Raw genomic sequence first — 15,361 nt, 5'->3', positions numbered from 1 at the left:
TCTCTCAGCGCAGACTCACGAAGAGCTGCTTATGCCAGTTAAAGGGCTGGCCAGAAAATCGGATGTGATAAGGCAGTAAAGCGCGCCGGATTAACCGACGCTGCCTTCAAGCGAAATGCCAATGAGCTTCTGCGCCTCGACGGCGAATTCCATTGGCAGTTCCTGAATAACTTCCTTCACAAAACCATTGACGATGAGGGCGATAGCCTCCTCTTCCGGAATGCCGCGCTGCATAACGTAGAACAGCTGGTCTTCGGAAATCTTGGAGGTGGTTGCCTCGTGCTCAAACTGTGCCGTGGCGTTCTTCGCCTCGATATATGGCACGGTATGCGCACCGCAATCGTTGCCGATCAGGAGCGAGTCGCACTGGGTGAAGTTGCGGGCATTTTCAGCCTTACGATGGGCTGAAACCTGACCGCGATAGGTATTGTTGGAATTGCCTGCCGAAATACCCTTGGAGATGATGCGGCTCGACGTGTTTTTACCGAGGTGGATCATCTTGGTGCCGCTGTCGATCTGCTGATAGCCGTTGGAAACGGCAATCGAGTAGAATTCGCCACGCGAATTGTCACCGCGCAGTATGCAGGAAGGATATTTCCACGTTACAGCGGAGCCGGTTTCAACCTGCGTCCACGAAATCTTGGAATTATCACCACGGCAATCGCCACGCTTGGTAACGAAGTTATAGATGCCGCCCTTGCCGCTGCTATCGCCCGGATACCAGTTCTGAACGGTCGAATACTTGATCTCGGCATTATCGAGCGCGATTAGTTCAACGACTGCTGCGTGGAGCTGGTTTTCGTCGCGCTGTGGTGCGGTGCAGCCTTCGAGATAGGAGACGTAGGCGCCTTCTTCCGCGATGATCAGCGTGCGCTCGAACTGGCCCGTATTCTTCTCATTGATACGGAAATAGGTCGAAAGCTCCATCGGGCAGCGGACGCCCTTTGGTACATAGACGAACGAACCATCAGTGAAGACAGCCGAGTTCAGCGTCGCATAATAGTTGTCCGAAACCGGAACAACCGAAGCGAGATACTTCTGAACCAGTTCAGGATGCTCGCGAATGGCTTCCGAAATCGAGCAGAAGATCACGCCCGCTTTGGCAAGCTCTGCCTTAAAGGTCGTGACAACGGAAACACTGTCGAACACAGCATCAACAGCCACGCGGCCCGATGCATAAACGTTGTCCGATGGATTGCCGTCGATTTCGCTTGGATCGCCCTGCTTGCGCACGCCAGCGAGGATTTCCTGCTCACGCAGGGGAATACCAAGCTTTTCATATGTGCGAAGCAATTCCGGATCGACTTCATCCAGCGATTTCGGGCCTGTCTGATTCTTTGGGGCTGCGTAATAATACGCATCCTGGAAATCGATCTTTGGATAATCCACGCGCGCCCATGATGGCTCTTCCATGGTGAGCCAGCGTTCATAGGCCTTCAGACGCCACTCAAGCATCCATTCCGGCTCTTCTTTTTTAGCGGAAATGAAGCGAATGATATCTTCATTAAGACCCTTTGGGGCCTTCTCGGATTCGATCGTTGTTTCGAAGCCGTACTTATACTGGTCCACGTCCAAGCCGCGAACCTGATCAATGGTCTCCTGCACTGCAGGCATTGGCGTTCTCCATCCTCGTCGAATTCAAGGTTCGACAGTTGCAAACGTCAGGGCGATGATAGTCGCTATCCTCGCCACAATATAGTGTGCGTGACGCTTCTTTAAAACCTCTCTAAACTAAATTTCAAGCCCGGCTTTAAATTTGCTGGTAAAATTCAAGAATAATTTACGAGGTTAGGCCCGATTAGGCGTTTAACTGGCCTTTGAGCGCTCGTGACGGGCAACGATTTTGCGCAAAACGTCAAGAAACTGATCAACAGATTCTATTGGAGCGTTTGGTTCGAGCGAAACACGGATCGCGCCCGGCCCTTCCTCAAGGCCCATTGCAGCCAGCACATGACTTGGTCCGACCTTTCCCGAAGAACAGGCTGATCCTGCCGACAGAGCTATTCCGCCAAGGTCAAATGCGATTTGAACGGTTTCAGCTTTTTGTCCATCCAGCGAGAAGAAGGTCGTGTTCGGGAGACGATCAACGGATTTACCGTGGATCGTGGCACTTGGTGCAATCTCCATGAGACCGGTTTCAAGCCGGTCACGCGCTTCGAAAGACCAGCCATTGCCATTCAGTCGGGTGGCTGCAACATCCGCAGCCGCACCAAAGCCTGCAATCAATGGAAGCGCTTCTGTGCCTGCGCGATGTCCCTTTTCCTGACCGCCACCCCGGACCAACGCCTTCGGCATCATGAGATCGGAGATTGCGATCACGGCACCAACACCCTTCGGACCACCGATCTTATGTGAAGAGATTATGAGATAATCGCCACAACCCTCTGTAATATCGATCTTAATACGTCCAGCTGCCTGTACCGCATCGACAACGAAGATACCGCCTGACGTTTTGACGAGTGCTGCGATCTCGCGAATGGGCTGAATTACTCCGGTTTCATTATTGGCGGCCTGCACAGCAACCAGCGGCAAGCCCGCGCTCTTGTCGTGCGCTTTCAGCGCTTGTTCAAGCGCATCCAGACGAAGGATACCATTTTCATCGACCGGAAGAACCGTGATGTTGTCTGGAGCAAATTGTCCGCCCGCCAACATACAGGGGTGCTCAGTTGCACTTACGTAAAGATGCGACAGACGCACCGGCGAACGCCCCATCATATAGATCGGCGTCAACAAGGTGGATGCGGCTTCGGTGGCGCCAGATGTGAAAAAGACATGCTCTGGCTTGGCGTTCACGAGTGCTGCCACACTACGGCGAGCCGATTCGACCAGCGCGCGGGCAGCCCTGCCCTCGCGATGCACGGATGAAGGGTTGCCGGTTATGCCTAATGCCTCGATGACTGCATTGCGCGCTTCATCAAGCAAAGGCGCACTGGCATTATAGTCCAGATAGAGCCTCTTGCCGGTTCCGATCACCGATACTATCTCCTAAGCGACACCATAAAGTGGCCAGAAGCGCAATTTTCTTGAATTTTCAATCAGGAAAAGCCTATTAAGCCACATTAGGTACTGAACTACGGTCCAGTCTAACGAAATTTCAAATCGGTTCTAGAAGCGGCGCACCCCCACGTCAAGTTCGCCACTCTGAAGCCGATCTTCCGATCACCAGCGGAGTACACATGCCAGAAGTCATTTTCAACGGCCCTGCCGGACGCCTTGAAGGCCGCTATCAGCCTTCACGGGAAAAGAATGCGCCTATAGCCCTTATCCTGCATCCGCACCCGCAGTTCGGTGGAACCATGAACAACAAGATCGTCTATGATCTGTTCTACATGTTCCAGCAGCGCGGTTTTACGACGCTTCGCTTCAATTTCCGTGGCATTGGCCGCAGTCAGGGCGAGTTCGACCACGGTGCAGGTGAATTGTCGGATGCGGCAAGCGCGCTCGACTGGGTGCAGGCTCTGCATCCGGATTCGAAGAATTGCTGGGTCGCCGGTTATTCGTTTGGTTCGTGGATCGGTATGCAGCTTCTCATGCGCCGTCCGGAAATCGAAGGCTTTATCTCGGTCGCGCCGCAGCCAAACACCTACGACTTTGCATTCCTCGCGCCTTGCCCGTCCTCGGGCCTGATCATTCATGGCGATCAGGATAAGGTTGCACCGCCAAAGGATGTTCAGGGGCTCGTTGATAAGCTCAAGACGCAGAAGGGTATCACCATTACCCAGAATACCATCCCGGGTGCGAACCACTTCTTCACCGGCATGGGCGATCAGCTGATCGACGAATGCTCGGAATATCTGGAGCGCCGTCTTGCTGGCGAACTGGTTGAAGTCCGCCAGAAGCGTCTGCGCTAAAAGCCTTAAAAGGCTGATCCTACTGAAGCCCGGTGATTGTTCTCACCGGGCTTTTAGTTTGGCGGAAGTGCAAGAACACCGCCGGAAACAGGCTTATCGCAGCCCGTTGTCGTCGGATAGGTGAGCGGTAGCCCACGCATTGAGCGCACAGCCAGATAGGCCCATGCTTCTGCTTCCATTGCGTCGCCATCAAAACCCGCATTATCAGCATCCAAAACGCGTGCGCCTTCACGCTCTGCAAGCGCACTCAGTTCAGCCATGATCGCTGCATTCTTACGTCCGCCGCCACTGACGACATAGGTTCGAGGCTTCGACGGCAGATGCGAAGCCGACCGCAGAATGGCGGCCGCACTGACATAAGCAAGCGTGCGTGCGCCTGTTGCCAAGTTCGCTTCATCTTTCGCAGGAACGACAAAATCACCCCGATCCAAAGAACGACGATGATTCCCTTTGAAAAACTCGTGATCGAGATATTTCAAAGCCAAGGTCTCATCCACAGTGCCACTCATCGCCGTGATGCCGCCTGGATCAAAGCTTCCCTGTTCATGCAGCTCCATCCACTGATCGATCAGCATATTGCCTGGCCCACTGTCATAGGCCATCAGCACACCGCCCTCGCCAACATAGGTCAGATTGGATATGCCACCGATATTGACGAAGACTACTGGCCCATCGAGGCCAAACGGAAGATTGGCCGCTAAAGCTGCGTGATAGGCCGGAATCAGAGGGGCACCTTCGCCGCCGTGCCGCATATCTTCGGCACGCATATCATAGACGACGGGAATGCCCGTCTCTTCAGCCAGCAGCTGTCCATCGCCTATCTGCACAGTCAGCGCCTCACGCGGACGATGTAGCACGGTTTGACCATGGAAACCGATCACATCGATCTCATCAGGCCTTAACGAATGCGCGTATAGGAAATCCTGGATCGCTATCGCATGAAGAAGGGTCTGGTCGTGTTCAAGCTGTTTAAGAACCCCGGGGCGTTCACTGCGTTTGTTGATACTGCGCGCATCAACCAGCGCTGCCTTCAAGCGCCCACGAAACCCTTCCGAATAAGACACAGCACTGGATGGTCCACGCTCGACCCAATTTTCACCATCGGTGGTCAGAAGCGCAATATCGATACCATCCATCGAAGTACCGCTCATCAGTCCTATTGCGCGTTTCAAATCGGCCATACCGGACTTTCCTTGTTATTCCCGCTTGAATGATGCTAAAGGCAAAATATCATAAGGCGGTAAGCACTTGATTACTGTTGTTTCCATTCTCGCCTAATCAGTCAGGAAAAGGGCATGTCCGGTTTTAAATCCGATTTTCTTCGCACACTTTCCGAGCGCGGCTTTATTCATCAGATTTCCGATGAAAGCGGCCTCGACGAATTGTTGGCCAAGGAAACCGTGACGGCCTATATTGGCTTCGATCCTACAGCGCCGAGTCTCCACGTTGGCAGTCTGATCCAGATCATGATGCTGCACTGGTTCCAGCAGACCGGCCACAAGGCCATAGCCCTTATGGGCGGCGGTACAGGCATGGTTGGCGATCCATCCTTCAAGGATGAAGCACGCAAGCTGATGACCGAAGACACGATTGCCGAGAACATTGCCGGCATCAAACGCGTTTTCGCAAATTACCTGACCTTCGGTGACGGTCCTAACGACGCCATGATGGTCAACAATGCCGACTGGCTGCGCAACATCAACTACCTCGAATTCCTGCGCGATGTCGGCCGTCATTTCTCGGTCAACCGCATGTTGTCGTTTGATTCGGTAAAGACACGTCTTGATCGTGAGCAGTCGCTGTCGTTCCTCGAATTCAACTACATGATCCTTCAGGCCTACGACTTCGTAGAACTGAACAAGCGTCATGGCATTCGCCTGCAGATGGGTGGTTCGGATCAATGGGGCAATATCATCAACGGTATTGACCTCGGCCATCGCATGGGCACGCCGCAGCTTTACGCTCTGACCTCTCCTTTGCTCACCACGGCTTCCGGCCAGAAGATGGGTAAGTCGCTAGGTGGTGCAATCTGGCTTAACGCCGATATGCTCAGCGCCTACGATTTCTGGCAGTACTGGCGCAATACGGAAGATGCGGACGTAGAACGCTTCCTGAAGCTCTACACGACGCTGCCTATGGATGAGATTGCAAAGCTTGCAGCACTGGGTGGTTCGGAAATCAACGAAGCAAAGAAGATCCTTGCAACCGAGATTACCGCAATCCTGCATGGCCGTACCGCTGCCGAAGAAGCTGCGGAAACCGCGCGCAAGACCTTTGAAGACGGTGAACTGTCGGAAAATCTGCCAACGGTTGGCGTCCACAAAGCAACGCTAAATGATGGTATTGGTGTGTTGGCGCTCATGGTCCTTGCAGAACTCTGTGCAACCAACGGCGAAGCACGTCGTCACATCGAAGGTGGCGCAGTTCGCATCAATGACGAGCCTGTTACCGATCCGCGCCTGACGATCAACGCTTCCGCTCTCAACGATCAGGGCGTTATCAAGGTATCGCTCGGCAAGAAGCGTCACGTTCTGATCCGCCCAGCGTAAGGGCTTATCGCATAACGAAAAAAGCCGGGCTAAGCCCGGCTTTTTTTATGCTCTGATTTGGTCTCTCTTAGAGCATTTCCTGTTTTGATTGAGTCATTGGAAATGCTCTATACATTTGTCTTTACGCGCATCTTGTTCCGAAAACCGCTTAGCACTTTTCGGGATGCGCTTTAGAACTCGAAGATCGAGCGGAAAATGCCCGGTGCAATAATCGAGATTGGATTGACCATTACTTGCGGCTGTTTAGCGCTGCCTTCAAGCTTGAAGGTAATGCCGAGAAGTCCACGATCACGGCCATTGCCAAGCAGCGCGCCGAAGATTGGAACCTCACCAAAAATACGATTCACGCCATAAGCGGGCATGAATGTGCCGGTGATCGACATATTGCCACGTTGATCATAAAGCGTGCCTTGGAAGGTCGTCCCTACAGATGGGCCGCGTACCACACCCTTGGAAAGCTTGAGATAACCCTCACCTTTTTCGATCAGAGAGAACCCACGTTCAACGTCAACCCGTGAGACGTCGATATCCCGCTTAACTGCCTGATTGAGGCTGGTGCCACCGCTTGAAGGAGAGCTGGAAACGATCTTGGCCAATCGCGGCTCATTGATAATCGCGAAATTACGCGCATCAATCTGCCCACTCAATGGTCCATTGCCCTGGCCGGCAAGACCAACGGTAATTTTCCCGCCGCGCATTTTGTCATAAAAATCGAAAAAGCGCAGAACTGCACCGGCATCATTGGATTGCAGCGAGACCGAACGGGCATCACCCTGATCGTTGTTTGTCGCAACGAAAGCTGCACCAGATGAGGTAACGGCATTCACGGAAACGCCGGAAATCTTGTTGCCTGCATTCTCATAAGAAACAGCTACGTTACGAAGTTTTTCATCGTTGAACCCGCTCACTTCATCAACCTGGGCGCTGACGACAATGCGTGGGCTTTTACCCCCCGAACTTTCGCTCTTCTTCTGGATATCAGATATCTGTTTGATGATTGAACGAGCATCGAACTGCGAGCCGCGAACGGTCACACGATAGCCGCCGGAGCTTTTGGTGGCTTTTACACTCATTCGGTCCGAACGCGTTAGTCGAATTTCGCTGAAGTCAGCCGACTGGAAATCGCCGCCCAATATCGAAAGATTGCCCTTCGCGCCGAATGCATCGCCCGTCAGAACCAAATTGCGGATATCAAGCTTGCCGTCAGTGCCGCTGGCTTTTACCAGATCGAATGTCGCCTTAGCCGGAACGCCGCTACCTTTGCGCCAACCAAGCCAGGGCAAGCTTATTTGTGTCTTGTCCAAATCCGCAGAAACGCGTCTTTGGCCGTTATTCTCCATACCGAGATCAACGGATATCGGGCCAGAGAAGAGATCTTTTAATCCGGGCAAAAGCTTGTCCCGGGAGCTATCATCGAGCTCAAGCTTAATCTTCTGCTCGCGCTTGACGGGGCCAGAACGATCCACCGGCTCAGTCATCGATATCTTGGCAGGGACGCCATCAAGCTTTGCATCTGCTGTTATGAGCGCAGCAGATTGATCAACTTTGATGCTGCCCGTCGCATCGCTCACATTGGAGCCGCCAACGGGCTTGGCAATCGCAAGGTCGGTGAATCCTATATCGGCATTCCATGTCAATGTTCCGGGAGGAGCGCCCTTGGAAACAGCAAACCCGACTTTCACCTTTGCCTTGACATCGCCGGTCACATCTTCTGGCACAAACGGCACGCTTTTCAGCACATCAATCGGCTTTTTGCCTGCAATCTCAGCAATTGCCGCTGCATCCCCAGATACCAACAGATCAAGATCAGCAATAACGGGGCGCTGCGGCCCCCATGGGATAATCAGCGTGCCGTCCGAAACGGATGCCTTCCGATTATCCGGTGTGTAGGCCACACCCTTTTCCAGCTTGATCGTCGTATGCGCACCGCGCACCGAGATGTTCCCCGTAACATCGCGAACGGGCGGCAATTCACCGATCACATCAAAGCGCGTATCCGACACATTGAAGTCTGCTTTGATCTCTTCACCGGTCAATGGAGGCGGTAAGCCTGGACCGTTAAAACGTCCACCCGCCAGAGAAATATCAATGCGGCTGTCTTTCAGAATGCCGCCGTAGAGGTTCTTCAGTACCCATTCGCGCGCGCCGTCAGCGACATCAATCGGCCAGAGATGTTTTGCGTCCGCTACAGGCATTTCGGGAATACGCAGCATGAAAATCATCTCGGGCGAACCATTGCCGAAGGCCATGCTGCCCTGCCCGTAAAGTTCCCCTGTTTCAGTCTTGACATCCAGATTGGAGAACTGCAGTCGTTGCTGATTGGCAAGAAACCGACCCGCAATTTTAACACCAAACGGCAATTCAGGATCGCTCGATTCGGCTGGCATACTGGTGGCTGAACTTGTCACGACTTCAAAACGATAGCTCGGACCACCCGCATTGTTTTCAGAATCAGGATCTGGTCCAAACGCTCCGTTAAACGCCGCGTTCATTCCGCCAAGCTGGATTCGGGACGGCTTGATTTCAAGTTTGCCACTCCCAACAGAATGCTCAATGCGGAGAGCCGCTTTACCGAGCACATCATTAACGCGACCAATTTCCATCTCGATGCCATCAACGGCGAGATCGGCGGTTATGCGTTCTGGGTTCTCACCGTTCGCTGCCTTGCCTGACAGGGCGAGGCTCGCCTTACCCTGCAAATCGAAATGAGCTGGATTAACCCGATTTCCATCAATTATTGGCGCCACTTCTTCGGGCGAACCAAGGTCAATCGGGAGGTTGCTGACCTTGATCTGGAAAGCGTCAAGATCATTTTCCTGCCCTTTGCGATCAATATTCCCATCAATTGCTATGGTTTTATTTTGCCAGACAACACTGCCTTCGATTGAAATCTTGCCATTGTTTTCGACCAGTCGAAGCTTTTTAACTTCAACACTTTGTTGCGTGTCGCCTGTCTTAAATCGGATAGTCGTATTCAGAAGGCCAATTGCCTGAGTATTCTGATCCCTCAGCAATTCGAGATTGCGGCGCATTGTCGAGAACAGCTCGTTTGAAACCGCATCAAAATCTATATAGCCGTTGTTGTCGTAAGGCAGAGACTTCCAGAAACCTGCGCCCTTCTGCTCAGGTAGGTCAAAACTCGCACCGTCGATTTCAAGCTCTGCAACGCGGACTTTGCCCGTCAACAGCGGCAGTGGGGCCAGTCCCAATCTTACCGATCTGATATCTTTGATCTCCAGCCCCTGCTTTGGCTCAGAAATTGACACGCCCCGCGCTTCAAGTGCAACCAGACTGTTTTGGTCAAGCGACAAACCCGCACTCGCAATGGAAGCCGATGCTTCTTCACCGAGAATTCCGCTAAGGCTCTTTTGCGCTTCGTCGCGCAAGAGATCGCTGTTTACGCCGCCACGTAAAATGACAAATCCTGCGCCACCGATGAGGACGAGCACGATGCACAAAGAAAGAAAAGCGTGAGAACACCAGGTGACAAACGAGCGCCGAGGCCGCGTTAGCCCAAGCGCAGCACAATCCTCGCCTTCAGCTGCGAGGCGTTCGATTCTTTTCATCTCCCGCTTTGTAAAGCGGATCTGGCGCGGTTTATCTGTCAATATTCCAGCCGAACTACATATTTCCGCAAATGGAAGACCTCACGAGACGGTTTATAAGAGCTCAATAACTTTCTGTTTTTATTTCACTTCCTCATCGCATCCGAAACATTCTTGATCGAATCCGATGAATTATCAACACCCGTCAAAGGTCTCTGCAAGCTGCACTTGAATGGTTGCATGAGCTTACCCCGAATGCGATAGATTTGAGTGTAACAGGCAGTTTCCCCGTTTATCCATAAAAGAAAGGCCTAGATATGGCTCGTCCCCAAGTTGGAGATCTGGCACCGGATTTTTCATTGCCATCCGATAATGGTGCAATCTCGTTGTCTTCACTTAAAGGCGGACCAGTTGTCGTTTATTTCTATCCGAAAGACGACACATCCGGCTGCACCAAAGAGGCGATTGCGTTTTCGCAGCTAAAGCCTGAATTCGACAAGATCGGCGCTCGCATCATTGGTCTGTCGCCCGACAGCGCGGAAAAACATGCCAAGTTTCGCAAAAAACATGACCTGACAGTCGAGCTTGCAGCAGATGAAGACCGAACCGCTTTGGAAGCCTACGGTGTTTGGGTAGAAAAGAGCATGTATGGCCGTAAATACATGGGCGTTGAACGCGCCACTTTTCTTATTGATGCAGATGGCCGCGTCGCCCACGTCTGGGAAAAAGTAAAAGTCTCAGGTCACGCTGAAGCCGTTCTTGAGGCAGCACGCGCACTCTGAAATGCAAACATCTGAACAGTTCCTGCGCGGAAATGCCATCAGGGCAATTTCCGCGAGTGACCTCCAGCCACCGTTCAATGAACTGGCGCACGCATTTATCGCAACTAATCACCTGTTTCGATCTGACCACAAAAGCTTCGGATAAGCTTTGTTTACCATGATAGGATTTCGTTGATTCGAAAGCATGGAAAGCAATCGGCATGTTCGGAATTCGATCTAAAGTTCTTGGATTTAGCGCTGTTACGGTCGCCCTTTGCTTTGGCGTTGGTATCTATCTCAATACTGATGGTGGCAATTCGGATAAACCGCAGAACAGCAAGCTCGCGTCGCTGTTAAAAGGTTCTTCGGCGATGCAGCCGTTGCCAGAAATGCCATCTGAGCCCATGCCGAATATTTCTGCGCAGCAAGAGCTGCTTATTCCCGATAATGCGCCAAATGTTCAGGGTATTGATCCCATTATCACTGGTCCGCGGGCCTATAAGCCAAGAGCTGAGATCAAGCGCACGGCGTCAAAAGATTCCTGACGCTTAGTAAGGGCCGCAAGTTTCCCCGGCATAATCTGACATACATATGCAAAAAACCCGGCACAAGGCCGGGTTTTCTATTTAGCGTCATCGGGAAGCGATCAATCAATATCTTCGATTGCTTCGCCACCACCCTGAATGCGATGTGCGAGGGCTGCTTCCATGAACGGTGTGACCGCGCCATCAAGCACTTCTTGCGGGTTTGTGCTTTCAACGCCCGTACGAAGGTCTTTAACGAGCTGATACGGCTGAAGCACGTAAGAGCGGATCTGATGCCCCCAACCGATATCGGTTTTGGTAGCATTAGCCGCGTCAGTTGCTTCTTCGCGCTTCTTGAGTTCTTCCTCGTAAAGACGCGCACGCAACATCGACCAAGCCTTTTCGCGGTTCTTGTGCTGCGAACGTTCGGCCTGACACTGCACCACGATACCCGACGCAATATGCGTAATACGCACGGCCGAGTCAGTCGTATTGACGTGCTGACCACCGGCACCCGATGCGCGGTAGGTATCGATACGGACATCCGCTTCCGTTACCTGCACATCGATGTTGTCATCAATGACCGGATAAACCCAGATACTCGCAAACGACGTGTGACGACGGGCATTCGAATCGTAAGGCGAAATACGAACCAGACGGTGCACGCCGGATTCCGTCTTCGCCATACCGTATGAATTATGGCCCTTGATCAGGATCGTTGCAGACTTGATGCCTGCTTCTTCCCCGTAATGCACTTCCATCACTTCAACTTTACGCCCGCTGCGTTCGGCCCAGCGTGTGTACATACGCAGAAGCATCGACGCCCAATCCTGACTTTCCGTGCCGCCTGCACCAGCATGGACTTCAAGATAGGTGTCGTTGGCATCCGCTTCACCTGAAAGCAGCATGTCGATCTGTCGGCTGTCGACTTCCTTCTTCAGATCGCGAATGGTGTTTTCAGCATCCGCGATAATCGACTTGTCATCTTCTTCTTCGCCCATGGCGATGAGTTCGATACTGTCGTTAAGCGTCTGCTTCAGAGCGTTAATGCCATTGATGCTATCTTCCAACTGCTGGCGCTCACGCATCAGCTTCTGGGCTTCCTGTGCATCATTCCAAAGGGTCGGATCTTCAGCTCTCTGATTCAGATAGCCCAGACGTTTGATTGCCTGATCCCAGTCAAAGATGCCTCCTCAGCAGGCTTATGGCCTGCTGGATTTCGTCAACCAGCGTCTCGATTTCCGCGCGCATGGGCAAATCGTTCCTTCAATAATTCAGTCGTGGATGGAGAGAACAGAGGCTCGAAGCGAGCCGCTTTGTTCTGAAGCGCATCCCACCAAAGCGATGCGCTCTGCCTCAACGCAGAATGGCTAAAGTTAAAACCATTCAAGCGCCGCGGACCATAATTAGCACGCGGCGCAGTGTAAAGAGGCTGACGTCAGTAAAGTCCGCCTGAACCCGAATTGATAGCGCGGGTTGCCTGTGGCGACTGCGGCTGAACCGGTGATCCTTCGCGGAACTGATCCATACCAATGACCGAATAGGTATCAGACGGTCCAGTCCCAGGCTTGAAGGCTTCCATGATCAGGTTCGGATCACCCTTATTCGTGCGCATACCGGTTTTACGGTTGATCGCAATCAGCGTCATGCCTTCAGGGACACGGAAATCAACCTTCGGCGTTCCAGCCAGAGCCTGGCCCATAAACTCCTTGAAGACCGGAGCAGCGAGACCACCACCAGTTCCCCCGCGACCAAGCGGAGTTGGCGTGTCATAACCCATGAATACACCGACAACCAGGTCAGGCGTGAAGCCGACAAACCAGGCGTCTTTTTCGTCGTTGGTCGTACCGGTCTTACCGGCAAGTGGACGATCAAGGCTCTTAAGAAGCTGAGCAGTACCGCGCTGAACGACGCCTTCCATCATGGATGTGATCTGGTAAGCGGTCATCGGATCAAGCACCTGATCGCGATTATCGATCAGAGTTGGCTCTTCCTGATTGGACCATTGCTGGGCATTGCAGCCTTCGCACTGGCGTCCATCGTGCTTGAACACCGTCTTGCCGTAGCGATCCTGAATACGGTCAATCATCGAAGGTGTGATGCTCTGTCCGCCATTTGCGATCACAGAATAGGCCGTAACCATCCGCAGAACCGTTGTTTCACCAGCGCCGAGCGACATCGACAGAACCGGCAACATCTTGTCGTAAACACCGAAGCGTTCTGCATATTCTGCAACTGTCTTCATGCCCATGTCCTGCGCGAGGCGCACGGTCATGACGTTACGCGACTGTTCAATACCGTAGCGGAGCGTCGAAGGGCCAGAGAACTTACCAGAGTAGTTTTTCGGAGCCCACACACCGAGTGCGCCACCCTGATTAACTTCCAACGGACCATCCAGCACAACGGAAGCCGGCGTATAACCATTGTCGAGTGCAGCAGCATAGACGAACGGCTTGAACGATGAACCTGGCTGGCGATAGGCCTGTGTCGCGCGGTTGAATTCAGATTCACCAAATGAGAATCCGCCAACCATCGACAGCACACGACCGGTATGAGGGTCCATCGCGACAAGCGCGCCCTGTAGCTTTGGCGGCTGTTGCAGACGGAAACGCGAACCGCCGTCACCGACCTTGGATACATAGATAATATCGCCAGTGTTTAACACACCTTCCGGCGACTTGGCGCTGCTGCGCTTGCCACCGATATTGGTGACCCGCATTGCCCATTTCATGTCATCAGCCGCAATAAAGGCACGCGTGCGCTCCTTGCTGCGGGAACCAGAACCTTCGACTTCAGGCTGAAGCCCGATATCAGCGCCTGCAGCGGATACATTGAGTACAACTGCGAGCTGCCATTCAGGCACATCAGGATATGCCTGCAAATCACCGAAGGCAGAAGCCCAGTCGCTACCAAGCTCGGCGTGCTTTACAGGGCCGCGCCAGCCGCGTGCTTCGTCGTAACGGAGCAGAGCTGCTTGCAGCGCCTTGCGCGCTTCGACCTGCATGGTTGGGTTAAGAGTTGTACGAACCGAAAGACCACCCTCATAAAGGGCATCGACGCCATATTTCTGGATGATCTGGCGACGCACTTCTTCACTGAAGTATTCCGAAGCAAACAGATAATGGGTAGCAGTACGGGTCTTTACGCCGAGCGGTTCTTTCTTCGCTTCATCCGCTTCCTGCATCGTGATGTAGCCGTTTTCGGCCATACGATCGATAACCCAGTTGCGGCGTTCGATCGCGCGATCTGGGTAGCGGAACGGATGATAGTTGTTTGGACCTTTTGGCAGTGCGGCGAGATACGCGCTATCAGCAATGCTCAACTCACCAACAGACTTGTCGAAATAAGTGAGTGCAGCGCTGGCGATGCCGTAGGAACCGAGACCAAAAAAGATTTCATTGAGATAGAGCTCGAGAATACGATCTTTGGAATAGGCCTGCTCGATGCGCATCGCAAGAATCGCTTCTTTGATCTTGCGGTCATAGGTCTGGTTAGAGCTTAGAAGGAAGTTCTTTGCGACCTGCTGCGTGATGGTCGATGCGCCAACCGGGCGACGGCCAGAACCCATGTTCTTAACATTCGTCAGCACTGCCCGCGCGAGACCACCAAAATCCAGACCATGGTGTTCGTAGAATGTTTTGTCTTCAGCAGAAATGAAAGCAGCTTTGACGCGATTTGGCACGGCCTGAATCGGTAAATACATTCGGCGTTCACGCGCAAATTCCGACATCAGACTACCGTCAGATGCATGAACACGCGTCATGACAGGAGGCTCGTACTTTGCGAGCACTTCGTAATCAGGCAGTTCCTTTGTGACGCTACCGATATAGACGGCAACGCCGCCAGCAACCAAAAGTGCCAGAACCGTACCAATTCCGAAGAAATATCCGATAAGCCTTACCATAAATCCGGGATCCTGCCTTCAGATCATTCGCATATATTTAGGGGCAATCAAAACGAGCACCCGTCGACCTATGCCGCATTGGCAACAAGCTGGTTTAGTGACCATCAAATGCGTCAAAGGCAAGATCGTTTCTATGTTTTTACCAATTTAACGCATGCAAATGCCGGGCAGCGACAAAAATCCAAGAAACTGTTGCAACCATGCATCTTATCAGCAGGGATGAATAT

General features: G+C 52.7%; 10 protein-coding genes. 4 read left to right on the top strand and 6 right to left on the bottom strand.

Going from position 1 to position 15,361, the window contains the following annotated elements:
• Positions 1–90 precede the first annotated feature (90 nt).
• Together sufB and CEV34_RS13685 are read right to left on the bottom strand one after the other, a co-directional pair.
• Positions 91–1,614 (bottom strand): Fe-S cluster assembly protein SufB, encoded by a 1,524-nt coding sequence (sufB, locus tag CEV34_RS13690; RefSeq protein WP_007874786.1) that lies wholly within the window; start codon positions 1,612–1,614, stop codon positions 91–93.
• A gap of 192 nt (positions 1,615–1,806) precedes the next feature.
• Entirely contained in the window at positions 1,807–2,973 is a 1,167-nt protein-coding gene (locus CEV34_RS13685; protein ID WP_007874784.1) for a cysteine desulfurase family protein, read from the bottom strand.
• 203 nt (positions 2,974–3,176) lie between these two features.
• Between CEV34_RS13685 and CEV34_RS13680 the strand changes: the two genes are divergently transcribed.
• Complete coding sequence (locus tag CEV34_RS13680) at positions 3,177–3,851, top strand: alpha/beta hydrolase (protein ID WP_007874783.1); 675 nt, start codon at positions 3,177–3,179, stop codon at positions 3,849–3,851.
• A gap of 53 nt (positions 3,852–3,904) precedes the next feature.
• Here CEV34_RS13680 and CEV34_RS13675 read toward each other — a convergent pair whose 3' ends face one another.
• Positions 3,905–5,032: an anhydro-N-acetylmuramic acid kinase gene (locus CEV34_RS13675; RefSeq protein WP_007874781.1), complete on the bottom strand. Its 1,128-nt coding sequence runs from the start codon at positions 5,030–5,032 to the stop codon at positions 3,905–3,907.
• Between the two features lie 114 nt (positions 5,033–5,146).
• On the opposite strand from CEV34_RS13675, the gene tyrS reads away from it, so the two are divergent.
• Complete coding sequence (gene tyrS, locus CEV34_RS13670; RefSeq protein WP_007874779.1) at positions 5,147–6,400, top strand: tyrosine--tRNA ligase; 1,254 nt, start codon at positions 5,147–5,149, stop codon at positions 6,398–6,400.
• 170 nt (positions 6,401–6,570) lie between these two features.
• On the opposite strand, the gene CEV34_RS13665 is transcribed toward tyrS, so the two are convergent.
• Positions 6,571–9,966, bottom strand: coding sequence for an AsmA family protein (locus CEV34_RS13665; protein WP_039859721.1), 3,396 nt, complete (start codon positions 9,964–9,966; stop codon positions 6,571–6,573).
• Positions 9,967–10,262: 296 nt separating this feature from the next.
• Here CEV34_RS13665 and bcp point away from each other — a divergent pair, with 296 nt between their 5' ends.
• Positions 10,263–10,727, top strand: a complete 465-nt coding sequence (gene bcp / locus CEV34_RS13660) for a thioredoxin-dependent thiol peroxidase (RefSeq protein WP_007874774.1) — start codon at positions 10,263–10,265, stop codon at positions 10,725–10,727.
• Positions 10,728–10,927: 200 nt separating this feature from the next.
• Entirely contained in the window at positions 10,928–11,251 is a 324-nt protein-coding gene (locus CEV34_RS13655) for a hypothetical protein (protein WP_007874773.1), read from the top strand.
• A gap of 101 nt (positions 11,252–11,352) precedes the next feature.
• Here the strand turns inward: CEV34_RS13655 and prfB are convergent.
• Both prfB and CEV34_RS13645 read right to left on the bottom strand, forming a co-directional pair.
• A protein-coding gene (gene prfB, locus CEV34_RS13650; protein ID WP_112812385.1) for a peptide chain release factor 2 occupies positions 11,353–12,481 on the bottom strand; the annotation gives its coding sequence in 2 pieces (ribosomal slippage) (positions 11,353–12,411 and positions 12,413–12,481; 1,128 coding nt in all).
• 187 nt (positions 12,482–12,668) lie between these two features.
• Positions 12,669–15,134: a penicillin-binding protein 1A gene (locus tag CEV34_RS13645; protein WP_064320527.1), complete on the bottom strand. Its 2,466-nt coding sequence runs from the start codon at positions 15,132–15,134 to the stop codon at positions 12,669–12,671.
• Positions 15,135–15,361: the final 227 nt, after the last annotated feature.

This window comes from Brucella pseudogrignonensis (genome assembly GCF_002252525.1).
In the GTDB taxonomy this organism is placed as follows: Bacteria; Pseudomonadota; Alphaproteobacteria; order Rhizobiales; family Rhizobiaceae; genus Brucella; species Brucella pseudogrignonensis.
The sequence above is the reverse complement of the archived record's forward strand: the minus strand, read 5'-3'. Positions and strand labels throughout refer to the sequence as shown.

What these genes read in the sequence shown, in the direction of transcription:
- CEV34_RS13680 (WP_007874783.1), top strand. Translation starts at nt 3,177, where the DNA reads ATGCCAGAAGTCATTTTCAACGGCCCTGCCGGACGCCTTGAAGGCCGC.
- CEV34_RS13675 (WP_007874781.1), bottom strand. Translation starts at nt 5,032, where the DNA reads ATGGCCGATTTGAAACGCGCAATAGGACTGATGAGCGGTACTTCGATG.
- sufB (WP_007874786.1), bottom strand. Translation starts at nt 1,614, where the DNA reads ATGCCTGCAGTGCAGGAGACCATTGATCAGGTTCGCGGCTTGGACGTG.
- CEV34_RS13655 (WP_007874773.1), top strand. Translation starts at nt 10,928, where the DNA reads ATGTTCGGAATTCGATCTAAAGTTCTTGGATTTAGCGCTGTTACGGTC.
- CEV34_RS13665 (WP_039859721.1), bottom strand. Translation starts at nt 9,966, where the DNA reads ATGAAAAGAATCGAACGCCTCGCAGCTGAAGGCGAGGATTGTGCTGCG.
- CEV34_RS13645 (WP_064320527.1), bottom strand. Translation starts at nt 15,134, where the DNA reads ATGGTAAGGCTTATCGGATATTTCTTCGGAATTGGTACGGTTCTGGCA.
- bcp (WP_007874774.1), top strand. Translation starts at nt 10,263, where the DNA reads ATGGCTCGTCCCCAAGTTGGAGATCTGGCACCGGATTTTTCATTGCCA.
- tyrS (WP_007874779.1), top strand. Translation starts at nt 5,147, where the DNA reads ATGTCCGGTTTTAAATCCGATTTTCTTCGCACACTTTCCGAGCGCGGC.